The following is a 23,580-nucleotide window of genomic DNA, read 5'->3' as shown; positions in this document are numbered from 1 at the left end:
AAGCCATCAAATAAATTTAATTCGTTTTGAGAGATAATAAACATGACTGACCAATACCAAGCATTTGCAAAATCTCCAATTGGTAAATTTGTCATTAAAAATTTAGGTTTGCCAGCACCCACTTTTTTAGATCGTTTTGACTCTGCGACGCCTGTAATTAAAGGTGCAGTTTTGGTTGGTGCTGCACCAGCAGGCATATTATCTGGTGCAATTTCTCAGGTTTTGGCTAATATTCATGCCAACAGTTATGCAGGCAACAATGCAGAATTACAACAAGTTGCTGCAACCCAAGGTTTAAAACTGAATGCATTTAACGATGGTGATCGTGAGTCGAAGTTCAAAGCCGTCGTTTTTGATGCGTCTGGTATTCAAAATTCTGAACAGCTCAAAGAGCTTTATAATTTCTTCAACCCTGTCGCACGCCAGATTTTGGCTTCGGGTCGTGTCATTGTCGTTGGTACAACACCTGAAACGGCTAAAACAGTAAAGCAAGCCATTGCTCAACGCGCTTTAGAAGGTTTTGTTAAATCTGTAGGCAAAGAATTCAAAAAAGGTATTGCTGCACAATTGGTCTATGTAGATGAAGGTGCAGAAGCCAATTTAGAGTCTACGTTACGTTTTGCTTTATCGCCACGTTCAGCTTATGTTTCAGGACAAGTCATTCGAGTATCTAAAGCTGATGTGATTGATGTAGATTGGGTGAAACCGCTTGCAGGCAAAACTGCAGTCGTGACAGGTGCGAGCCGTGGTATTGGTGAGGCAATTGCACATGTATTATCACGCGATGGCGCACATGTCATTTGTTTGGATGTACCGCAACAGCAAGCTGACTTGGACCGTGTTGCGAGTGAAATTGGTGGTTCGACTTTAGCGATTGATATTACCGCAGCAGATGCAGGTCAGAAAATTAAAGAAGCTGCTGTAGCACAGGGTGGTGTTGATATTATTGTGCACAATGCAGGTATTACCCGTGACAAGACTTTGGCCAATATGAAACCAGAACTTTGGGACTTGGTCATCAACATCAATTTGTCTGCGATTGAACGTGTCAATGATTATTTACTTGAACATGATGGTTTGAATGCCAATGGCCGTATTATATGTGTATCTTCAATTTCGGGTATTGCAGGGAACTTAGGTCAAACCAACTACGCTGCATCTAAAGCGGGTGTAATTGGGGTGGTGAAATTTACTGCACCGATCTTAAAAAATGGTATAACCATTAATGCAGTTGCACCAGGTTTTATTGAAACACAAATGACAGCAGCAATTCCTTTTGCTATCCGTGAAGCTGGCCGTCGTATGAACTCGATGAGTCAAGGTGGTTTACCTGTTGATGTTGCAGAAACCATTGCTTTATTTGCTTCAACGGCTTCGACGGGCTTAAATGGTAACGTTGTTCGTGTTTGCGGACAAAGTTTATTAGGTGCTTAATTATAAAAGTTTAGAATTTTCCCTCTTCTTTAAGAAGAGGGAAAGCCAATAAAGGGAATGGAATTCTTCCTTCATCCTAACCTTCTCCCTGAAGGAGAAGAAGCTTTCAAAAAATATTGAAATAAAAACTTCACATAGGTTCAACATGAATACGCGCCATTTTTCTCAACTTCCGAAACCTTATTTGGCTTATCCGAAAGTCGTGCAGGGACTCATCTTTAAAAAGCCTAAAGGCGAAAAAGTTCTACCGCAAGTTGAATATGTTGTGGATTCTTTTAAGGTTGATCCAAAGCATTTGAAAGCCTATAACGCTGTGTGTGGATTTAAAAATAATGGTTATATTCCAGCGATTTATTTAGCTGTTTTGTCGCAAAGTTTACAAATGCATATGATGACGCAAGAGGCATTTCCTTTTGCAATTTTAGGTTTGGTACATATTCGTAACCAAGTTTCTCAAAGTCGTAAAATTGGTGTAAATGAAAGCTTAAGCCTATCTTGCCAGTTTGGTGAATTAAAGCCGCATGATAAAGGCGTGCAGTTTGATTTTATTACTACCGCAAAAGTGGGCAATGAAGTCGTGATGCAAGGGGTGACGACTTATCTTGTACGTCAAAAAACTGAGACTAAAGCGGCTACTAAAGCAAAAAAAGAAGAAACTCGCCCAAATTATACGCTTCAGGCAGAGTGGGCAGTTTCAGAAAATACGGGTCGTCGTTATGCCTTAACTTCGGGTGATTTTAACTTAATTCATATTCATGCTATTACCGCAAAAGCATTTGGTTTCAAACAAGCGATTGCACATGGTATGTGGAGCAAAGCAAAAGCCTTAGCCAATTTAACTTTACCCGACAGCTATGAGGCTGATGTTTGGTTTAAATTGCCTATGTATTTGCCTTCTAACGTTGAGTTCCTCACTACGCAGGTAGGTAAGGATATCGATTTTATGATACAAAATAGTAAGAATAAAAAACCACATGTGACAGGTCATATTACCGCACGCTAATAGCGCTGAATAAAAGCCCAAATTTTAAGGATTTGGGCTTTTTTACTTATGTATGTATCAATAATTAAAAAATTATAAGGATGTAAGATGAAAGAATTAAAAGCATATTTATCAGCGAGTCCAAATCAATATCATGGTGATGTCGCTGAAAATTTTGAAGATTTGGCGAAACAGTTCAGTCGTTTACAGCATCCGCGAATGCATCAAGGTGGGGCTGCACTTTGCGTGTATTTTCAAGGACAAAAGGTTGTTGATATTTTTATTGGAAAAAAATCAGCGACAGAACAATGGGAAAAGAACACCTTGTCGGTCTGTTATTCAACAGGCAAAGGTGTTTTGGCAACCTTGGCTCATATTTTAGTGAGTCGCGGGTTACTTGATTATGATCAACCAATTGCAAAGTATTGGCCTGAATTTGCACAAAATGGTAAATCTAATATTTGCTTGGCAGACATTTTAAGCCACCAAAGTGGCTTATTTGATATTCGCAATTTGGTTCAAGACGCAACGCAAATGGCCGATTGGGAACTTATGTTAAATCGGATTGCTGAGGCCAAACCAAGGTTTGCTCTAGGTGAGGATGCAGCGTATCAGCCTTTAACTTTTGGCTGGTTAGTGGGCGGTGTTCTGGAAAAAGCCACAGGGCAAAGTTTATCTCATTTAATGCAGCAATATTTGCTTCAACCTCTTCAGATACAAGATGCTTATTTTGGTGTGCCAACATCAGAACTTGATCGGGTTGCACGACCATTCCTCACAGCGAACTCTAAAAGCTCAAGTTCTGATTCTTCAAAAAGAAAAAATACAGCCAAGAAAATGACTTTAAAGGATCGTGTTACGGCATGGTCTGGTCAAAATCCGCAAGATTTCCAAGATGCTATGATTCCTAAAGGTATGAAGAACTTTAGTTTTTTTAGTGAACAAGGTCTACAAGCTGTAATTCCAGCTGCCAATGGTGTTTTCTCTGCTGAAAGTTTGGCAAAAATTTATGCCATGTTGGCACAAGGGGGGATATGGCAACAGCAACAGTTGACTAAACCTGAAGTATTTCAACGCATGTCGCAAATTCAATATCAGCATCGTGACCGAATTATGCCTATTCCTATGCATTGGCGTTTGGGGTATCACCGTGTCCTGACTTTAGGCAAACATGTCCCACAAGGTTTCGGACACTTGGGTTTTAATGGCTCAGGTGCTTGGTGTGACCCAGCGCGCCAATTAAGTTTTGCTTACACACATAATTTTGCAACGGCATCCATTACTGGGGATTATCGTTTGTGGGGCTTAACGCAAGAAACTTTGCGCTGTGCTGATAAAATTCTAACAGGACATAAAGGCTGGTTTTAAGATTTTTAGATTGGATAATAGAGACTTCAAATACTTAACAAATGATAGGTGCGATGGACATTGTCTTTGGTGTAAGCATATTTGAAGGTGGTCAAATATGGAAAATCTACTCAAGCTGCTTAAAGAAAATGTTGTTTAAATTATCTGAAAGATGAGAGTGAACACGATCAAATTGCTGATTGATTTAAAGTGCACATTGACTGAATTTAAGATTAAGGTATCAACAGCGTGTTTAATTTCCACAATCATTAACTCGCTTTGAGATTGTTCATTCACTCTTGTGCGAAAAAACAGTATGCTTAGACCTGTGAAAAGGAGCATACATGTATCAAGTACTTGCGCGTAAATATCGTCCCCGTAATTTTAATGAATTAGTGGGGCAAAACCATGTCTCGCGTGCACTCAGCAGTGCATTAGAACGTGGGCGTTTACACCATGCGTATTTATTTACAGGTACGCGTGGCGTGGGTAAAACCACAATTGCGCGTATTTTGGCGAAATGCTTAAACTGCGAAACAGGTGTAACAGCGACGCCGTGTGAAGTCTGTGCCACGTGTAAAGCGGTGAATGAAGGTCGTTTTATCGACTTGATTGAAATTGATGCGGCGTCACGAACCAAAGTAGAAGATACGCGAGAACTTTTAGATAACGTACCGTATGCTCCAACTCAGGGACGCTATAAAGTGTACTTGATTGATGAAGTACACATGCTCTCTACACACTCATTTAATGCCTTGCTCAAAACATTAGAAGAACCACCTGAGCATGTGAAATTTCTATTTGCAACGACCGATCCGCACAAGCTCCCAATTACGGTGATTTCGCGTTGCTTACAATTTACCTTGCGTCCTCTAGCAGTCGATGAAATTACTGAGCATTTGACAAAAATTTTGGAAAAAGAACAGATTTCAGCTCAGCAAGATGCAATCTGGCAAATTGCTGAGTCTGCACAAGGTTCACTGCGTGATGCACTCTCTTTAACTGACCAAGCGATTGCCTATGGTCAAGGTGCGATTCAGCATCAAGATGTAAAAGAGATGTTAGGCTTGATTGATCGTACGATCATTTATGATTTATTGATGGCGATTCATCAAAATCAGAAAGCGCGTGTGAGTCAATTGTTGCTGCAATTTAGACAGCAAGCTTTAGATGTTTCTTTAGTTTTAGATCAGTTGATTTCAACTTTGCATGAATTAGCATTGCTGCAATATTTGCCAGATCTAAGCCTGAAATATAGTGCGGAAATTAATCAAAAGATTTCCCAGCTTTCTCAGCTCATCGCAGATCAAGATTTACAACTTTATTATCAGATTGCATGTAAAGGACGTGCAGATTTGCAACTTGCAGTGACGCAAGAGCAAGGTTTTGAAATGTGCGTATTGCGTTTGTTGGCCTTTAGACCTTTGCAACCAAATGAAGTCTTGGTTTCAACTCCTGCTACACAAATTCAGTCGGCACCAGTGTTGGCTACTGAACAAGTCGTTACAAATATCAATACTGTAGTTGCAGCTCCGCAAGATCAAATCCAAGCGATAGCGGAAGTTACACCACTTGTAGAAAACTTTGCTGTTGAGACAAATCTACAAGATGAGTCTGCATTACCAGAAATTCCAGAGCAGGTTGAAGAAACGGCCAATTTAGCGAGTCATTCAGATCAAATCGTGTTTGACCCTGTGAGTGAAGATGTTTTATTCGACCTTGATGAAGACACTGATACATCATACGAAGCTCCATCTGAAGCAAGTAGTGATGACTTCTTATTTGAGGAAATTGCACCAATTGCCGTAGAAGAAAAAGTAGAACGTCCAGTCGAACCATCTGATGAAAATGAGTCATTAGCAGCCGATGCAAGTTTTACCAGTGTAGACACAGAGCAAGACTCACTCTTTAGTTTAGCGGCTGATGAAGTTGAAACTCATTCAGCGGTTCAGCCGCTTATTGAGCAACCTGAGCCTGAAATTAAATCTCAGCCAGCCCCAACTGTATCGAATACAGAAACTGCAAAGCTTATGCCGCAAGATATTTTGCGTGTACAAGAACAAGTTTTGGAAGGTGAGTGGACGCTCGGTAAGTGGGAGTTCTGGTTCAGACATAGTGAATTATCACCAGCTGTACAAGAGTTGGCACAACATGGTGTAATGACGGGGCAAATTGATGCAGAATCTGTTTTTCATATCCCAGAACAATATCAGCAATTATTGGGTCAATCCCAACACTCACTAGAGCAAGCGCTAAAAAACCAGTGGCCCAATACTCAGTTTAAAATTGAATATGGTGCAGTGACAGACACTACACCTTATATTTTGCAGCATCAACGCAAAGAGCAAGCTTATCAGCGGGCAGAGGAATTGTTACAAACTGAACCCGTAGTACGTGATTTAATCCAAAGTTTTGATGCTGAATTACATAACATTCAATTGAAATAACTCTTAGATGAGCTTAGGTTCAGGCTCGACTTGCATAAAAGCTTGTAGAGCCTGACGCATGTTCATGGGAATCGGTGTACTTTTGCGCTGCTCTCGATCTACAAAAACATGAATAAACTGTCCCTGTGCCGCAGCTGTATTTTGATTGGCTTTAAAGATGGCCAAGTCATATTCTAAAGAACTATTGCCCATACGTTTGATTGCCACACCGACTTCAATCACTTCGGGGTAACAAAGCTCTTGTAAAAATTGACAAGATGAACTCACCACTAAGCCAATAATTGTTGAGCGGTGAATATCAAAATGAGCTTTTTTAATCAGCAGCGCATTCGCTGCGCTATCAAAGAAACTATAATAATTGACATTATTTACATGTCCGTAAATATCATTGTCTGACCAACGTGTTTGTATGGGAAAAATAAAAGGATAGTTTTCTCTAAGTTTGGCTTGGGGTTTCATTTTTTGCATGTCCTTTGCTAAGTGATGAATTAAGCGTAAATTGCATGATAAATTTGTTCAGCATCATTCAAGTTTAGATCGCGCGGGTTATTTTGTAATAGTCTGGTTTGTAACATGGCATCCTGTGCCAGTGTTGAAAGGGCAGTCTTTGGTACATTCAGTGCATTGAGCTTTAAAGTCAAACCACTTCGGTCTAAATGATTTTGCATATGATCAATAAATAAATCACATAATCCATCAGTGCAACCTTTGCTATAAGGATCTATCCATGTCATTAGTTCTGCATATAAATGCTTGGCATTCGGTGCATTAAACTTCAAGACTTCAGTTAAAACCAAGGCATTACTGTGGCCATGCGAAATGTGAAAATGTCCACCCAAAGGATAGGCCAATGCATGTACTGCACCTACAGGGGCATTGGCAAACGCCTGACCTGCAAACATCGAACCATTCAGCATATTTTGCCGTGCTTGAAGATTCGAACCATCTTCTAATACCAGCTTTAAATTTTGATTGAGTAGTCTTAATGCTTGTTTGGCTAACATATCGGCATACAGATTTTTTTTAATTTTTGAAGTATATGCTTCGATGGCATGAACCATGGCATCAATACCTGTTGCTGCCGTAATATGCGCGGGTAAATTTTGGGTAAAAGTTGCATCTAAAATGGCTACATCAGCATACAGTACAGGTGAGACAATGCCCATTTTCGTGGTTTCACCTGTAGTCACAATAGATATTGGCGTTACCTCAGAGCCTGTACCCGCAGTCGTCGGAATGAGAATTAAGGGTAATCGAGGAGATTTTGCATTGTTAATCCCATAGAGTTCAGCTAATTTTTGCGACTGGTTTGGATGGGCTAAAATTGCAATCAGTTTCGCAACATCTAAAGAGCTACCTCCACCAAAGCCAATCACCGTATCAATTTTTTCTTGTTTTGCAAATTCTACAGCTGAATTTACAACGTGTTCGGGCGGATCAGCAATGACATCGGCATAAATCACATGTGCTAATGACAGATGTTCTAAAATTTCTAAAATAGGGTGATGTAACTGCTGTTGTAGCATACCGTTATCTGTCACCAACAACACTTTTTTACTACTTTGCTCAGTCAAGACCGTTGTGAGTTCTTGAATTGAGCCGAGGCCTGAAATAATTCGGGAAACAGTTTGAAACTGAAAGTCATACATTGGCAATTCCTTCATGCTTTATCAATATTTACGTGTTTTTGTTATACAGTTTTAGTGGGATTCATCCTCCAAATAACTTAACATAAGACATTGCAAAATAAACGTTCTATTGAGGTGCTTATGTCATCGCAAACGCCCTACAAGGTGTTATGTGTCTGTCTTGGAAATATCTGCCGTTCACCCACAGCAGAAGTGGTATTTAGACATTACTGTGATGCACATCAACTAAATATTGAGGTCGATTCTGCTGGAACCAGCAATTATCATCCGAATAAGGCACCTGATTTAAGAAGCCAAAAACATGCCAGAAAACGAGGGTATGATTTATCCGCATTGCGTGCGCGTCAGCTCAAGATTCAAGACTTTGTTGAGTTTGATCTGATTTTGGCAATGGATTATGAGAACTTAGATGATATCCAAGTTTTAATGCAACAGGCTCAATCAGTTCTCGGGCAGCGGATGCTTCGCGCAAAGATTGCCCTGATGAGTCAGCATGATCAAAAATTCCTTCAACAAGCGGTGCCAGACCCTTATTATGGTGGCGATGATGGGTTTGAGCGTGTACTTGATCAATGTGAATCAAGTAGTTTGGCTTGGGTTCAGGTACTTCAACAACAGCTGAAAGGCTAGTTCGGGTTTTAGCATGCATATTCAAAATAACGTTCAACTTCAGCCTTTTAACACCTTAAATTTGGGTTCGGTTGCATCACACTATATAAAAATTGAAACTGAACACATGTTGTTGGAAGCCTTGTCTTATGCAGAACAGCAGCAGCTCAATGTGTTAATTCTATCTGGTGGGAGCAATATGCTTTTGCCTGAACATATTCATGCTTTGGTTATCCATATGGATATTCAAGGGATTGAAACTTTAAATGAAGATGCTCAGACCAAGACGCTCGCGGTTGGTGCGGGTCAAGTTTGGCATGATTTTGTGTTATGGACGACTGAACAGCATTTATATGGTCTGCAAAATTTAGCTTTAATTCCTGGTTTAGTCGGGGCATCACCTGTACAAAACATTGGTGCTTACGGTGTAGAAGTTGGTGAGTTTATTCAGGCTGTGCGGGTTTATGACCGCGTAACACAGCAATTTACTGAAATTCTTGCATCAGATTGTCAATTTGCTTATCGACACAGTATTTTTAAAGATCAACCTGAGCGTTATGTCATCACTCAAGTGATTTTTCAGCTTCTTAAACATGCAAATTTAAAGCTAAGCTACGGTGATTTAAAACAAGCCGTGGGCGAAGATTTAAGTGCAGAAAATCTACAAAATCAGGTTATTCAAATTCGTCAAAGTAAATTACCAGACCCAAAAGAATATCCGAACGCGGGCAGTTTCTTTAAAAATCCTGTGATCTCTGCACAATCTTTTGACCAAATAAATACGAAATTCCCTCAATTGCCCCATTACCCTCAAGCAAACGGTCAGATTAAAATTGCTGCAGGCTGGTTAATTGATCAGGCGGGTTGGAAAGGTAAGCGTTTGGGCATGGTTGGTATGTTTGCAAAACAGGCGTTGGTTTTGGTGAATTATGAAGATGCTACTTTATTGGATGTTCAGGCAACCTATCGTGCAGTTCAACAAGATGTGCTAAATAAATTCAATATTCGTCTAGAGCCAGAACCTGTTCTTTTTAATGCAGTTGGTTTAATTCAATCACACGTGGAATAATTAATGGCTAAAACACATTGGATGGTTCGTATTGTGCAAATCGCAGCTCTGCTTTTTGTACTTTTGGGCTGTCTGGTGATTTTTATCTATTCGCCATTTTATTCAAAATTGGTGGTCAAAGCATTAAATACCTTTGTTCCTGTAGAGGTGAATGAAGTTGCGGCGAAAAGTCAAAAAATGGCAGCGCTGAGTGAAGCTGAGAATCTTGAACCAGGCTCTAATTTATGGATTGCACGTCAAGCGTATCTTAAATTGATGGAACAAGAAATTCAGCAAAATAATTCTGAAAATTTACCGCAAATTCAAGCACGTTATAAAGCCTTGCAAGATTTAATTAATAAAGAGCAGCAAGAACAGAATGAAGAGGAAGAACGTCCTCAAGTTCCGCTTTTGGCAGATCCAGAGCAAACAGCGTCTACGCCTGAAGATCCAACACAAAATGTAAAAGACTTATTAGAATTGGATAGCAAAGAAAATAAAGTCTTGATGGAAAAATATCTGGATTTTCTACAGACACATAAAATCGAGCCTGTAGTTGAAAGTGTTGACGCACAGCAAATTCAAAAAGATATTGCCCAAATTAAAGAACAAAATGAAACACCTAAAGGGGCTTTGTCACAACCCTATGCGATTGTGGTGTTAGGTGGCGGTTTAACCTTGGACAAAAATAGAAAAGATATTGTCGTGAATGACTATACAAAATTAAGACTGGAGAAAACTTTAGAAGTCGAGAAGCAGTATAACTTACCCATTGTGCTTAGTGGTGTAGAAGCACCTTTTATGCAGACTTGGTTAAAAGAGCGCGGTGTAGATGCCAAGCTGTTAGAAAATAGAAGTATGAATACGTGTGAGAATTCACGCTTTAGCTCGCTATTATTACAAAAGAAAGGGGGAGCACCGACCGTGATTCTAATTACAGATCAATATCATATGCCTAGAACACGCCGTTTATTTGCTTTAAATGGCATTGAAACTGTACCTATTGAAGCACCTATGCCGACGCAATTAACAGCTTGGCAGCCTAGCCAACAAAACTATGATCATAGCCGCCGTGCAAATTATGAAATGTTAGCGACTATTCGCGACATGTTATTCGGCTCTAGTGATTGCCGAGAGGTACCTTAATGCCTGAAATTCCATTCTTAAATCCGAATATTCTGAAACAATTAGATTTACCTGTACCTAATCGGGATACGACACCACAGGTTTTAAGTCCATTAAATTTGAATCATGCTTTTTCACCATCTGTAGAATTACAAGCATATCGTAAGTTGTATGGGTTACATCTGCTGGATTGTGAGCATTGGCAAGGTTTTGTGCAAATGCCTTTGTTTAAGTTGCATGTGCAAGTGTTTCAACCTAAAGCGAATGCGGAAGGAAAGGTTGTAATAAAAGGAACCGTGTTCCTTTTACATGGCTATTTAGAGCACAGTGGAATTTATCAACCAATTATTCGTGAACTGCTTGAACAAGGTTTTAGTGTGCTTACGTATGATCTTCCAGGTCATGGATTAAGCGATGGTTCACCCGCAAGTATTCAAGATTTTGATCATTATCAGCGTGTGCTACATGCGGTATATCAATATGTGAAAAATGCTTCGCAACTTCCTAAACCTTGGTTGGGAATTGGACAAAGTACAGGTGGTGCAATTCTGATGCATCATTTACTTGAGTTTGCCGAGCGCCGTGAAAATCCCTATGTAGAGCGTGTGTTACTATTGTCACCTTTAATTCGTCCTGCAAAATCGGCTTGGTGGCACAACTCTGTCGGCTTGGGTATTATTCGTCGGATTAAGCGTCAAGTTCCGAGACATTTCCGTCGTAATAATCATAATCCTGAGTTTTTACGCTTTGTTCGTTTAAAAGATCCTTTGCAACCTCGTATGATGGGTATGGACTGGATTTTGGCTATGTCGAAGTGGATGCAGCAAATGGAAGAGCGACCTTCTTGTCGTATCCCAGTTTGGTTGGCTCAAGGCGCACTCGATCAAACCGTCGACTGGCGCTACAACATTGAGTTTATTCGTCAAAAATTTCGACTACAGACTTTGTTGATGTTGGAAGAAGGTTCTCATCAATTAATTAATGAACGAGCTGATATTCGTGCCGCTTTAACAGGTCTAATCCCTGCTTTTTTACATGCGCATAGTACAGGCGAGTATTATTAAAATTCATGTTTAAAATGGACTCGGTTAAAAGCTTAGCCGAGTCCATTTATCATTAGAAATATTCTTTTTTTGCCATATTCCACATACGGAAATAAAAGTTTTCCTGATCTTTATTTTCGCAGTTTAGAAGTTCACCCTCTTTTAACCAAAAATGTAGTTGAGCATAGTTTTTAATTTCACGATCATTAATACGTTGTGCTAAATGGTGGGCCTTAATATCTGAAGGGTGGCGTAGACCTGCCGCAGCAATCATTTCGGATAGGGCATGTAGAGTATTTTTGTGGAAATGGAAAACACGTTCGGCTTTTGTAGGCACATGTATTGCCTTTTGGCGGTCTTGATCTTGGGTTGCAACACCGACGGGGCACTGGTTGGTATGACAGCTCTGTGCTTGAATACAGCCAATTGCGAACATAAAACCACGTGCTGAGTTAACCCAATCGGCACCAATTGCCATTGTGCTTGCAATATCAAAAGCACTGATGATTTTCCCACTAGCGCCAATTTTGATCTGCTTTCTTAATCCAGCACCAACTAAGGTATTGTGTACAAATAGTACGCCTTCACGGAGCGGCGTTCCCATATGATTGATCAATTCAATCGGTGCAGCACCAGTACCACCTTCGGAACCATCGACTACTATAAAGTCAGGGAGTATTTGCGTATGCAGCATTGCTTTGACTATCCCCATAAACTGCCAAGGTTGACCGATACATAGTTTGAAACCGACAGGTTTGCCACCAGAGAGTTCGCGCAATTTTTGAATAAACTGTAGCATTTCAATAGGGGTATTGAAGGCCGAGTGTTTAGAAGGTGAAATACAATCACGATCACGTGGAATACCACGGATTTGCGCAATTTCCGCAGAGATTTTATCTTTAGGAAGAATGCCACCGTGCCCTGGTTTAGCACCTTGTGACAGCTTAATCTCAATCATTTTAATTTGGGGAAGAATAGCCTGCTGTGCGAACTTTACTGGATCGAAAGTGCCATCTTCCATACGACAACCAAAGTATCCACTACCCAGTTCCCAGACAATATCACCACCATATTCTAAGTGATAAGGACTGAGACTACCTTCACCAGTATCGTGGTAAAAGTTGCCCAATTGTGCTCCTTTGTTTAATGCACGAATGGCATTAGCGCTTAAACTACCAAAACTCATGGCAGAAATATTCATGATAGAGGCATTATAGGGTTGAATACATTGTGAACTCCCGATTTGAATGCGGAATGTAGATGGGTCGGCAGGAGGACAGGGTTGAATGGAGTGCGTCATAAAGCGATAGTCTTGCTGATACACATCGATGATGGAACCAAAAGGTTTATCTGAGTTTTCATTCTTAGCGCGTTGATAGACTAAGCTGCGTTGCATTCTTGAAAAAGGTAAAGCATCTTCATCGGATTCAATGAAGTATTGTCGAATTTCTGGTCGGAACTCTTCAAATAAGAAGCGGAAATGTCCCATAATCGGGTAGTTTTTTAAAATTGAGTGTCGATTTTGTAATAAATCATATAAGCCGACAATGCTTAGGACAGTACTCACCAACCACAATATGTTGAGGGTCGTATCGGAGAGAAAATAATAAATATAATGAGGAGCATAATTGAGTCTAAACCAAGTGATGCTAAGTGCGATAAAAATAAAAGTGAACCAAACAGAATGACGCGAGAAAAAAGTGTTCAGTAATTTATGGCGTACAATTTGTGCAGGATTCGGCATAGTTATAATTCATCCTTGTGCCTGATGTTGATTTGATTTCACAATGCCAAGATTTGCAGATGAGTACAAGTAACGATTTGTGTTAGGGGGGCCTTCAATAAATCATTTAAAAAGTCGAGTGGTTTACATAACAATCATGTTTATTTTCATTTAATTTATGCGACTGGGCAGTTTTTTTGTGTAAAAAGTAAACGATGAGTGTATCTTAGAAGAATAAGGATTAAATCTAAGGAGAAAACTTCAATTTACCCAAATTATAGGGATATGAGTCATCTTAAAAATCTGAGTATAGTGCATACCAAAAATGGGGTGTTACATGAGCAATGATGAAACAATATTGCCAGTGCCAGTCATTATTCTGGAAGATGAACCAATTATACAAAACCGTCTAAGAAGAATTCTAACTGATCTGGGATATGAAAATGAGACATTACACTTTGTCTTTAATCTTAAGGAAGCATTTGAAAAAATAGAGGAAATTCCAATTTCATTGGCGTTGGTTGACTTGGGTTTACCTGATGGGAATGGCGTGGAGTTTATTGAAAAATTACGTGAAAGAGATTCAAGTGCCTTAATTCTGGTGATTTCTGCTTGGAGTACACAGTCGAGTTTGTTTTCTGCAATTAAAGCTGGGGCGACAGGCTATGTTTTAAAAGAGCGTGATGATTCTGAAGTTTTGTTAGCGATCCGTAGTATTTTGCGTGGCGGTGCACCTATTGATCCTTTTATTGCACGTGAGATTTTAAGTCAAATTGCGGCACAAGAAAATTCACAAGATAAAAGTGAACATCGGGAAGCGTTACCATCCGATATGGAAGCATTGACCAATCGTGAAAAGGAAATTTTGGATTTGGTGGCACAAGGTTTAAGTAATCGGGAAATCTCTGAGCAATTATTTGTTTCGCGCTATACGGTAGAAAGTCATATTAAGCATATTTATCGGAAACTTTCCGTTTCAAAAAGGACGAAAGCTGTAAGTGCAGCAAGAACTTTAGGGATTATATGACCAGACTGATTCTGCGGATTTTTGGTATGTTTGCATTGGTTTGCATTCATATGCAGACTTACGCAGCATCAACTTATTATTCCATAGACCCATATTGTACGATTCAAGTACAACCTATTCAATTTGTAAAAACAAATTCGATTCATCATATTCCTACATCGGGTTGGAAAGAAGTAGAGTTGCCTGATAACTGGGCTATCCATGAACCAAATTATAATGGTGGTGCTTGGTATAAAATACTTTGGAAACCAGATTGTTCATCGAGAACAATTAGTGAATCTTTTGCATTTTCAATTGAATATATTAATTCTGCGGGTACGGTTTATTTTAATCGTAACGTACTTTGGCGTGATAAAAATTTAATTGAACCCTTATCCAAAAGCTGGAATATGCCAAGGTATTGGGTATTAACACCATCCAGTATTAAAGCAGGAGAGAATGAGTTTTTAATTTATGCAAATGGTTATGCCTTTCAAAAAGCAGGATTAGGAGCGATTTCTTTCCACAATGTACAAGCTGCTGATGCTCAATATCAGCAGCAGATTTGGAATAGGCGAACATTATTTGAAATCAATATCATCATTTCATTGGTATTAGGTCTTTTATGTTTTTCGATATGGATTTTTAGGCGTTCAGAAACAACCTTTGCATGGTTTGCACTAAGTTGCATACTTTGGGTTTTATTTATTTCAAACATTTTAATGACAGAAACAAAACCATTTCCGAATAACGTGATTTCTGCACAAGCCAATCTCAGTTTTTTTATTCTTTATATGGTGTGTTTTTGTACGTATCTGCTTCGATTTATTCGTATTGAGTTTCCACGCTTAGAGCGCTGTATTTGGGGTCTCACGTTTATTGTATTAATTATTATTTTCTTTACACCACTACAATGGATCACACCAGTTTTTATTAAGATTTTTATCCTTTATCTTTTATTATTTTTATCGACTTATTTTTATTTGGCTTATATTACAATTAAAGCTAAGAAAAGAGAGTATATATTTTTATTGCTATGTCTTACTGGTATTTTAATTTGTGCCTTATTTGATAGCTTACTTTTAGGTTCAAATTTGCATAAAAATATCAAACCACTTTCTCCTTATACCTCACCAATTATTACGGTCTTTGTCGTGCTCATTTTAGGGGTGAAATTAGCCAGAAATACACGCCGTGTAGAAAAATTTAATCAAAGACTAGAAGAAAAAGTACATCAGGTCAGTCAAGATTTATATGCCAGTGTGAATGAAAAACATAAGTTGGAATTGGAAAATGTTCGTTTACAAGAACGAATTCAGCTTTCGCATGATTTACATGATGGGTTAGGTTCATCTTTGGTACGTTCCATGATTATTGTCGATCAGGCGGAACACAATATGACGAATCAACAATTTTTATCTATTTTAAAGTTGTTGCGGGATGATTTAAGACAAATCATTGATAGTGGGTCAAGTCTTGAATCACGCGTCCCTGGGAATCCAGTATTATGGGTGGCACCAGTTCGTCATCGTTTCAGTCAGCTCATGGATGAATTGGACATCGAGTCTAAATGGTCTTTTCCACAAAATTGGGGCTATGTGCCGAATGCTTTACAGTGTTTAACTCTGATTCGGGTTTTGGAAGAAAGTCTAACCAACATTGTGAAACATAGTCAGGCGAAACATGTCTTTGTTTCTATGATATTCCCGTATGAACGCCAACTAATTTTAACCATTGAGGATGATGGCGTTGGTTTTGATGTGAAAAGTAATTTTCAAAATGGGATGAGCATTGGAATTCGAAGTATGAAAATGCGTTTAGAACGTGTCGGAGCAGAGTTACAGGTCAGCTCTGAAAAAGGTAGAACGGTGGTTCAAGCACTATTAGAAATTAGAGAAGACAAATAATTAGAAAAGGCATTCAAAACGAAATTGAATGCCTTTGTCATTTTAACTTATTCCTCAGCTGGTGGAAGTAGCATCAGAATTGAATCATTCATCAGTTGAGCGAAATCTTCTAAAATGTCGTCATGATTAAAGTGTTGATCAAAGGCCAATACTTGCCCATCTGCAATTTGTTTTAACAGATTGCTAGAATCTTCAGAAATACAAATTTGCTCGCCATTTGCCCAGAACAATAATGCTTGGTCTTGTTCGGCGTACAATAAACGTGACGCAGGTTCAAGCAAAATCTCATAACCAGTATCTAAAATTTCACGCAAGTCATTTGCTTCGATTTCATCAGGTTCAGGAATATTGTCAGGATATTTTGGCTCTGACATTAAACTGATAATGGCATTATCCAGTTCAGATGAATTCTGTAATCGTTCGAGTAACAAGGTTTTTAAATAATCTAATTCTGATTTGGTGATTTGCCCAATAGGATTGGCTTGTTGTCTTTCAATATCAAGCAATGGATTTTTTAAAAAAGTGTTATCAGCAAACTTGTCACTAACACGATCCATCAAATCTGCCATATTTGGCATACGGAAACCAAATGAGAAGGTGAGACAGTCATCTTCCGCGACACCGTAATGTGATAATCCCGGTGGGACATAGAGCAAATCCCCAGGCGCAAGTACTTCATCAAAATCAACCTGCATTTCAGGTAATAATTTTAATGGTTGACCTGCAACAAATTCGGTATTGGCATCACACATTTGCCCAAGCTGCCAACGACGATGCCCATAACCTTGCACAAGGAATACATCGTAAAAGTCAAAATGTTTTCCAACTGAACCGCCTTTAGGCGCATAGGACACCATGATGTCATCGCGGCGCCATTGCGGAATAAATGGAAACTTTTTCCACAATTCAGCCAAATCAAAAGAGTAATGATCGACGGCTTGAACCAGTAAGGTCCAAAGTTTTGGCATTTTTTGGAAATCACCCTTGATTAAAGGTGAAGATTTTACTGTCCACTGATTCGGGTCTTTATCTTTTTGCTTAATTAAACGCGCTGTCACATGCTCTTCTAAAGCCAGTTCCATCACATCATTGGGTTCTAAGATGTTGATGATTTCAGGTAAAGCATTACGTACAAGTAAAGGTTTCTTTTGCCAGTATTCGCGAAGAAACTGTTCAGCGGTGATGCCGCCTAAAATGTCTAAAGGTTGGGACATAAATTACAGCCTAAATTAAGGAACTAAAATATTTAATTGACGAAGAATTTGACACAATTGAATCATTGGCAACCCCATGAGAGTCGTTTGGTCGTGGCCAATCATTTGTTCGAATAAACTAATGCCCAAACTCTCACATTTGAAGCTACCCGCACAATGTAGCGGTTGGTCTATCGCGACATAACGTTCAATCTCTGCCAAACTCAGTTTTCTAAATTTTACTTTATAGTGTTCTACAAGAGTTTGCTCAAAGCCAGTTGACTGCTGTTGCACACTCAGCGCGGTACTAAAATAGACAATTTTGTCAGAGTTAGCCTGTAACTGACGAATGGCTTTATCTTCCGAGAGTGGTTTACCAATAAAAATATCAGGAGCACCTTCACGCCAAGCCACTTGGTCTGAACCAATCACAATGGCTTCTGGAAATTTTTGTGCAATGGTATTGGCTTTTTCAAAGGCTAAACGATGAGCCAAATCATCTGCATGTAATTCACCACGTGGTGATTCATCAATCTCTGGTACAACACAATCATATTGAATCTTTAAGCGATCCATTAAATCTTTGCGTGTCTGACTGCTTGAAGCCAGAATGATTTGGGTATTCATCAGATGGCATAATCCATTAATACATTCAGTGGAACATAAGAAAGAACGGCTTGATGGCAGGCATGGATTTTAACAGGAGGAGCTTGACCTGCCTGATAAGCTTCCACCCAACGTGTCACACAAATACACCAAAAATCGCCTGGTTGTAAACCAGGAAAACCAACTTCAGGTAAAGGGGTGATTAAGTCATTGCCAACTTTCTGTGAAAAATTTAGAAACTCAGAAGTCATTTGCGCACACAGGGTGTGCTGCCCTAAATCGGTCGTTGCAGTATGGCAAAATCCATTGCGGAAATAACCCGTAATCGGGTCAAAACAACAACTGGCTAAGGGTTCGCCAAATACATTTAAGCGGTTAATTTTAGGATCAGGATGAAATGACATAGCAGTGAATCAATTTGTGGCTTTTCAATATCATAATCAAAACTAACGCTTTCGGCAGCTTTTATACAAAAGAAGCTAACCTTTTTCTGCATAATCATTTAAAATCGTGCCGATTTTATATATTCAGAGAGCTATACATGAATTTTCAGCGTATGACTGACCTTGATTTAGCAGGTAAACGAGTTCTTATTCGTGAAGACTTAAACGTTCCTGTTAAAAATGGTGTGATTACCAGTGATGCACGTTTACGTGCTGCATTACCGACAATCAAAGCTGCATTAGATAAAGGCGCAGCAGTCATGGTGTATTCACATCTTGGTCGTCCTGTAGAAGGGGAGCCAAAAGCTGAACAATCATTAGCTCCAGTTGCAGCATACTTAACCGAAGCTCTAGGCCAAGACGTTCAGTTAGTGACTGACTACCTTGATGGTGTTGACGTTCAAGCGGGTCAAGTGGTGCTTTTAGAAAACTGCCGTTTTAACCACGGTGAAAAGAAAAACAACCCAGAACTTGCACAAAAATATGCTGCACTTTGTGATGTATTCGTGATGGATGCATTTGGTACTGCGCACCGTGCAGAAGCATCAACAGAAGGTGTTGCACGTTTAGCACCTGTTGCAGCAGCGGGACCGCTTCTTGCCGCTGAACTTGATGCATTGGGTCGCGCACTACAAACCCCTGAAAAACCAATGGTTGCTATTGTTGCAGGTTCTAAGGTATCGACTAAACTTGATGTTTTAACTTCATTGTCAGATATCTGTGATCAATTGATCGTGGGTGGTGGTATTGCCAATACATTCTTGGCGGCAGCAGGTTATAACGTAGGTAAATCATTGTGTGAAAATGATTTAATCGACACTGCCAAAGCGATTGCTGCAAAAGTATCTGTACCACTTCCAACAGATGTTGTGGTTGCAGATGCTAGCGAAATCAATTTTGATGATTTCTTGGGTTCATTGGCTGCTGCAAAAGCTGTTGTGAAAAAAGTTGAAGATGTGGCTGATAACGATATGATTTTGGATGTTGGTCCAGAAACAGCGCAAGCGTTTGCAGAAATTTTAAAAACTTCAAAAACTATTCTTTGGAACGGTCCAGTAGGCGTATTTGAAGTTGATCAATTCGGTGAAGGCACTAAAACGCTTTCTTTAGCGATTGCAGAGTCTGAAGGTTTCTCTATTGCAGGTGGTGGTGACACTTTAGCTGCAATTGATAAATATAATGTCGCTGACAAAATTGGTTATATCTCAACGGGTGGTGGTGCATTCCTTGAATTTGTTGAAGGTAAAACACTTCCAGCAGTCGCTGTTCTTCTAGAACGTGCTTGAAAAAAAATAATGCATCGAATCAGATGAAATAAATGAAAAGGTTGACTTTGGTCAGCCTTTTTTATTGCATTCATCTTTAGGTCATCAAACTGTCATATCTCTGCAATAAAATCACGCCTATTAAATCACCTGTTGTAGGAATAATGTGATGAACCTAAAATTAACACTTGCTGCTTTATTAATCGCACCATTGGCTCTAACGGCTTGTGCAAAAAAAGATGAAGCACCGAAAACAGATGCAGCAGTAGAAGAAAAAGTTACTCCAGAGCAACAAGCTGCAATCGATTCATTAGATAAGCCAGTTATGGACGAAAAGAATACAGATGTTCCTGCTGAAGTCGCCAATGCCGATGCCGATGCGGCGACTCCTGCTACAGAAGCAGAAGCTTCACAGGCTGCTGCTCAATAAATTATCGTATTTTCTTAGAAGGTCCCTGCAATTGCAGGGATTTTTTTTAAATAGTGTTATTTATTGCTGAATTGAAACCTTTCAGCATGTAGAATATGTCGCATTACCTGGGAGGACATTATGGCTCTTATTTCATTGCGCCAGCTCTTGGATCACGCCGGCGAACATGCTTACGGCGTACCAGCATTCAACGTAAACAACTTAGAACAAATGCGTGCAATCATGCTTGCAGCAGATGCGACAAACTCACCTGTTATCGTACAAGCATCAGCGGGTGCGCGTAAATATGCAGGTGCTCCATTCTTACGTCACCTTATTTTGGCTGCAATTGAAGAATGGCCACATATTCCAGTGGTGATGCATCAAGATCATGGTACAGATCCAGACGTTTGCCAACGTTCAATTCAATTGGGCTTCTCATCAGTAATGATGGATGGTTCATTGGGTGCAGACGGTAAAACACCAACTACTTATGAATATAACGTTGATGTAACACGTCGCACAGTACAAATGGCGCATGCGTGCGGTGTTTCTGTTGAAGGTGAAATCGGTTGTTTAGGTAGCCTTGAAACAGGTATGGCGGGTGAAGAAGATGGTGTGGGCGCTGAAGGTGTTCTCGATCATTCTCAACTTTTAACTTCAGTTGAAGAAGCACGTCAGTTTGTTGCAGATACCAATGTCGATGCACTTGCAATTGCAGTTGGTACTTCACATGGTGCGTACAAATTTACGCGTCCACCTACAGGCGATATTTTGGCAATTGACCGCATTAAAGAAATTCATGCGGCACTTCCAAATACGCATCTTGTAATGCATGGTTCAAGCTCTGTGCCACAAGAATGGTTGGCTGTAATTAACCAGTATGGCGGCGACATCAAAGAAACTTATGGTGTTCCTGTTGAGCAATTGGTTGAAGCAATCAAGCATGGTGTACGTAAAATCAACATCGATACAGATTTACGTTTAGCATCTACGGGTGCAATGCGCCGTATGATGGCTGAACAACCAAGCGAATTCGATCCTCGTAAATTCTTCGCAAAAACTGTTGATGCAATGAAACAAATTTGTATCGACCGTTATGAAGCATTTGGTACTGCGGGCAATGCTGACAAGATTCGTCCAATTTCTTTAGAGAAAATGGTTGAACGTTATAAATAATCGCTCCACAAATTATTTATAAATAGAAGCCCACATAATTTATGTGGGCTTTTTATATGACTGACGAACATATGGGGTAGATGTTTAATGGAACTGATCCTTGCAGCAGCACTTTGCAGCGTTTTAGTCTCAATACTGCTTAAAGCTTCTAAGGCTAAAGGCTTAAATCCTATGCAGATGATTTGCTGGAATTATGCGATTGCAAGTCTTTTGTGTTTCTATTGGTTTAAACCTGATTTGAGCCATGTTTCTCCAAGCAATACACCATGGTGGCTTATTCTCAGCCTAGGCATGTTATTACCAAGTGTGTTTTTATCTTTATCTAAGTCATTACAAACTGCGGGCATCGTCAAAACTGAAGTCGCACAGCGTTTATCAGTGGTTTTGTCGTTGGGTGCAGCTTATTTCATTTTTAATGAGCACTTTAGCTCACTCAAACTTATTGGGATTGGTTTAGGTATTGCAGCAGTGTTATGTATTATTTATTCACATCGCAGCAGTCATACTCAAGCGAGTTCTGGTTCCTCAGGTATGTTCTATTTAGTAAGTGTTTGGGTGGGGTATGCCTTGGTGGATATCTTGCTGAAATACACGACAGGTTTGGGGGTGCAGTTCTCTGTGGCTTTAAACTTAATGTTTATATGTGCCTTTATCTTTTCACTTTTATATGTTGTATTAACTACAAAGCAGATTGGTTCATCTACAAACATTTTTTGGGGATTATGTTTGGGGGTAGTTAATTTTGCCAATATCGCACTATACGTTAAAGCACACATGTTACTTAAAGATAGCCCCGCAATTGTATTTGCAGGGATGAATATTTTGGTGGTGTTATTGGGTGTTTTGAGTGGACTTATTTTCTTTAAGGAAAAACTTAAAACCAGCACCAGTCTAGGATTGGGCTTAGGAATTATGAGTGTACTTTGTTTAGCCTATGCCATGATTGTTTGATAAATTTAACAGCAGACGTTATTGAGTAGAGAAGTAAGTCTTTTTTCTCCGCAGCCCCCATAAGGAAGCCAGTATGATGACACTGAGGGCAGTGTGGTTCATGCAGCATAGACTGTGTACAGAGATGAAAATAGGTAACTTGACAATGTTTACATTCAAATTTAATTGGAAGTTGAATAAATAAAGACATCAATAACCTCTGCTTAGGTAGAATATGTATTTTAATTAAGCAAGATTTGTTCCTTTAGAGAAAAAAGGGACAAATGAATTGTCCCTGATTATTACAAGTAAATTTTACAGCTTAGTGAATACTTCTTCTTTCTTTAGGCGAGACTTTGGTAGCTTGGCGTTAAAATCTGTCTCACTGCGATAGCCCAGTGTTAGTAGCACAGAGGGAATTAAGCCTTTTTCTGTGAGTTGTAATTCTTCAGTTAATAAATCCTCATCAAAACCACCAATAGGGGTGGCATCAACATTCTCGATTCCTGCTGCAAGCAGGATTTGTCCCAACGCGATAAAGGTTTGATTTTCAGCCCAACGTTGAATATCACCTTTTTCATTACGGTAATAATCGACATAACCTGTACGACTATCTTTTTGACCTTGTTTTGCAGTAGCGTCTTTGAAGCGACCACTGACATCATCTTGCGCCAATAAATTTTCTAAATGTTCTTCAGTAATATCTGCTTTAGTGCAAAATAAAATGGTATGTGATGAATCTAATACTTTTGGTGCATTGTAGGCATATTTTCCCACCAAAGCCTTGGCAATGCGTTCTTTGGCTGTATGGTTATCTGCAATAAAGAAATGCCAAGGCTGAATATTAATTGAAGAAGGTGTTAGGCGTAAAATTTCCAGTAGGCGTTCAAATTGCTCTTGTGGAATTTTCTTGGAAGGGTCGTAAGCCTTAGTGGTATAACGAGTTTTTGAAATGTTCAAAAGATCCATGAAAATTTCTCCGAGGTCAAATGGATGCTGTCATTAGCTGAAAATTCACATTGATCCTAGACAGTATCGTGGACAACAAATCCCTCTAAATTCTTAAAATATTTCTGTTCAAAGGCTTCTGGGCTTAACCAGCCGTTTGCGGAATGCCTTCTGACCCGATTGTAATAAATCTCAATATAGTCAAACAAGACTGTATTCGCTTCTTTTCGAGTGGCAAACACACTGCCATGGACCACATGACCTTTCAATGTATGAAAGAAGCTTTC

Annotated in this window: 22 protein-coding genes; 14 read left to right on the top strand and 8 right to left on the bottom strand. The window is 39.5% G+C overall.

The window, feature by feature from the left end:
- Nucleotides 1-42: 42 nt before the first annotated feature.
- From I593_RS04285 to dnaX, 4 genes are all read left to right on the top strand, one after another.
- Entirely contained in the window at nucleotides 43-1,434 is a 1,392-nt protein-coding gene (locus I593_RS04285) for a 3-oxoacyl-ACP reductase (protein ID WP_016166341.1), read from the top strand.
- Between the two features lie 145 nt (nucleotides 1,435-1,579).
- Nucleotides 1,580-2,437 (top strand): MaoC/PaaZ C-terminal domain-containing protein, encoded by an 858-nt coding sequence (locus tag I593_RS04280; protein ID WP_016166340.1) that lies wholly within the window; start codon nucleotides 1,580-1,582, stop codon nucleotides 2,435-2,437.
- Nucleotides 2,438-2,524: 87 nt separating this feature from the next.
- Entirely contained in the window at nucleotides 2,525-3,784 is a 1,260-nt protein-coding gene (locus tag I593_RS04275; protein ID WP_016166339.1) for a serine hydrolase domain-containing protein, read from the top strand.
- Nucleotides 3,785-4,107: 323 nt separating this feature from the next.
- Nucleotides 4,108-6,210 carry a DNA polymerase III subunit gamma/tau gene (gene dnaX, locus I593_RS04270; protein WP_016166338.1) on the top strand — a complete coding sequence of 701 codons (2,103 nt, stop codon included), beginning with the start codon at nucleotides 4,108-4,110 and terminating at the stop codon, nucleotides 6,208-6,210.
- 3 nt (nucleotides 6,211-6,213) lie between these two features.
- On the opposite strand, the gene I593_RS04265 is transcribed toward dnaX, so the two are convergent.
- Together I593_RS04265 and I593_RS04260 are read right to left on the bottom strand one after the other, a co-directional pair.
- Nucleotides 6,214-6,669, bottom strand: a complete 456-nt coding sequence (locus I593_RS04265; protein WP_016166337.1) for an acyl-CoA thioesterase — start codon at nucleotides 6,667-6,669, stop codon at nucleotides 6,214-6,216.
- Nucleotides 6,670-6,698: 29 nt separating this feature from the next.
- Nucleotides 6,699-7,859 (bottom strand): iron-containing alcohol dehydrogenase, encoded by a 1,161-nt coding sequence (locus I593_RS04260; RefSeq protein WP_016166336.1) that lies wholly within the window; start codon nucleotides 7,857-7,859, stop codon nucleotides 6,699-6,701.
- A gap of 120 nt (nucleotides 7,860-7,979) precedes the next feature.
- Here I593_RS04260 and I593_RS04255 point away from each other — a divergent pair, with 120 nt between their 5' ends.
- The 4 genes from I593_RS04255 to I593_RS04240 are packed head-to-tail and all read left to right on the top strand — an operon-like array spanning nucleotide 7,980 to nucleotide 11,705.
- Nucleotides 7,980-8,489 carry a low molecular weight protein-tyrosine-phosphatase gene (locus I593_RS04255; RefSeq protein ID WP_016166335.1) on the top strand — a complete coding sequence of 170 codons (510 nt, stop codon included), beginning with the start codon at nucleotides 7,980-7,982 and terminating at the stop codon, nucleotides 8,487-8,489.
- Between the two features lie 13 nt (nucleotides 8,490-8,502).
- Nucleotides 8,503-9,537, top strand: coding sequence for a UDP-N-acetylmuramate dehydrogenase (gene murB / locus I593_RS04250; protein ID WP_016166334.1), 1,035 nt, complete (start codon nucleotides 8,503-8,505; stop codon nucleotides 9,535-9,537).
- Between the two features lie 3 nt (nucleotides 9,538-9,540).
- Nucleotides 9,541-10,662, top strand: a complete 1,122-nt coding sequence (locus I593_RS04245) for a YdcF family protein (protein ID WP_016166333.1) — start codon at nucleotides 9,541-9,543, stop codon at nucleotides 10,660-10,662.
- A complete protein-coding gene (locus I593_RS04240) occupies nucleotides 10,662-11,705 on the top strand; it encodes an alpha/beta hydrolase (protein WP_016166332.1) in 1,044 nt (347 codons plus the stop codon). The genes I593_RS04245 and I593_RS04240 overlap by 1 nt, the downstream gene beginning before the upstream one ends.
- A gap of 52 nt (nucleotides 11,706-11,757) precedes the next feature.
- Here the strand turns inward: I593_RS04240 and I593_RS04235 are convergent, their stop codons facing one another.
- Nucleotides 11,758-13,428, bottom strand: coding sequence for an FMN-binding glutamate synthase family protein (locus tag I593_RS04235; protein WP_016166331.1), 1,671 nt, complete (start codon nucleotides 13,426-13,428; stop codon nucleotides 11,758-11,760).
- A 316-nt stretch (nucleotides 13,429-13,744) separates the two neighbouring features.
- Between I593_RS04235 and I593_RS04230 the strand changes: the two genes are divergently transcribed.
- The gene (locus I593_RS04230) at nucleotides 13,745-14,434 is read left to right on the top strand and encodes a sigma-70 family RNA polymerase sigma factor (RefSeq protein ID WP_016166330.1); all 690 of its coding nucleotides are present in this window, start codon (nucleotides 13,745-13,747) and stop codon (nucleotides 14,432-14,434) included.
- Entirely contained in the window at nucleotides 14,431-16,320 is a 1,890-nt protein-coding gene (locus tag I593_RS04225; RefSeq protein WP_016166329.1) for a sensor histidine kinase, read from the top strand. Before I593_RS04230 ends, I593_RS04225 begins: the two co-directional genes overlap by 4 nt.
- A 47-nt stretch (nucleotides 16,321-16,367) precedes the next feature.
- Here the strand turns inward: I593_RS04225 and I593_RS04220 are convergent, their stop codons facing one another.
- Genes I593_RS04220 through I593_RS04210 form a run of 3 tightly spaced genes read right to left on the bottom strand, consistent with a single transcriptional unit; the run spans nucleotide 16,368 to nucleotide 18,523 of the window.
- Nucleotides 16,368-17,534, bottom strand: coding sequence for a ribosomal protein uL16 3-hydroxylase (locus tag I593_RS04220; RefSeq protein WP_016166328.1), 1,167 nt, complete (start codon nucleotides 17,532-17,534; stop codon nucleotides 16,368-16,370).
- 15 nt (nucleotides 17,535-17,549) lie between these two features.
- Nucleotides 17,550-18,140, bottom strand: coding sequence for a Maf family protein (locus tag I593_RS04215; protein ID WP_016166327.1), 591 nt, complete (start codon nucleotides 18,138-18,140; stop codon nucleotides 17,550-17,552).
- The gene (locus I593_RS04210; protein WP_016166326.1) at nucleotides 18,140-18,523 is read right to left on the bottom strand and encodes a DUF2237 family protein; all 384 of its coding nucleotides are present in this window, start codon (nucleotides 18,521-18,523) and stop codon (nucleotides 18,140-18,142) included. Before I593_RS04210 ends, I593_RS04215 begins: the two co-directional genes overlap by 1 nt.
- 137 nt (nucleotides 18,524-18,660) lie before the next feature.
- Here I593_RS04210 and I593_RS04205 point away from each other — a divergent pair, with 137 nt between their 5' ends.
- The 4 genes from I593_RS04205 to I593_RS04190 all read left to right on the top strand — a co-directional run bounded on the left by I593_RS04205 (nucleotide 18,661) and on the right by I593_RS04190 (nucleotide 22,366).
- A complete protein-coding gene (locus I593_RS04205) occupies nucleotides 18,661-19,848 on the top strand; it encodes a phosphoglycerate kinase (RefSeq protein WP_016166325.1) in 1,188 nt (395 codons plus the stop codon).
- Between the two features lie 148 nt (nucleotides 19,849-19,996).
- A complete protein-coding gene (locus I593_RS04200) occupies nucleotides 19,997-20,257 on the top strand; it encodes a hypothetical protein (protein WP_016166324.1) in 261 nt (86 codons plus the stop codon).
- A gap of 120 nt (nucleotides 20,258-20,377) precedes the next feature.
- On the top strand, nucleotides 20,378-21,415 hold the full coding sequence (fba, locus tag I593_RS04195; RefSeq protein WP_016166323.1) for a class II fructose-bisphosphate aldolase: 1,038 nt from the start codon (nucleotides 20,378-20,380) through the stop codon (nucleotides 21,413-21,415).
- An 87-nt stretch (nucleotides 21,416-21,502) separates the two neighbouring features.
- A complete protein-coding gene (locus I593_RS04190; protein WP_026441071.1) occupies nucleotides 21,503-22,366 on the top strand; it encodes a DMT family transporter in 864 nt (287 codons plus the stop codon).
- A gap of 294 nt (nucleotides 22,367-22,660) precedes the next feature.
- Here I593_RS04190 and nfsB read toward each other — a convergent pair whose 3' ends face one another.
- Both nfsB and I593_RS04180 read right to left on the bottom strand, forming a co-directional pair.
- Nucleotides 22,661-23,314, bottom strand: a complete 654-nt coding sequence (gene nfsB, locus I593_RS04185) for an oxygen-insensitive NAD(P)H nitroreductase (protein WP_016166320.1) — start codon at nucleotides 23,312-23,314, stop codon at nucleotides 22,661-22,663.
- A gap of 56 nt (nucleotides 23,315-23,370) precedes the next feature.
- Nucleotides 23,371-23,580: IS3 family transposase (locus I593_RS04180; protein ID WP_016166319.1), on the bottom strand; the 210-nt coding region annotated here is incomplete at its 5' end.

Origin of the sequence: Acinetobacter tandoii DSM 14970 = CIP 107469 (assembly GCF_000400735.1) — a bacterium.
Lineage (GTDB): Bacteria > Pseudomonadota > Gammaproteobacteria > Pseudomonadales > Moraxellaceae > Acinetobacter > Acinetobacter tandoii.
The sequence above is the reverse complement of the archived record's forward strand: the minus strand, read 5'-3'. Positions and strand labels throughout refer to the sequence as shown.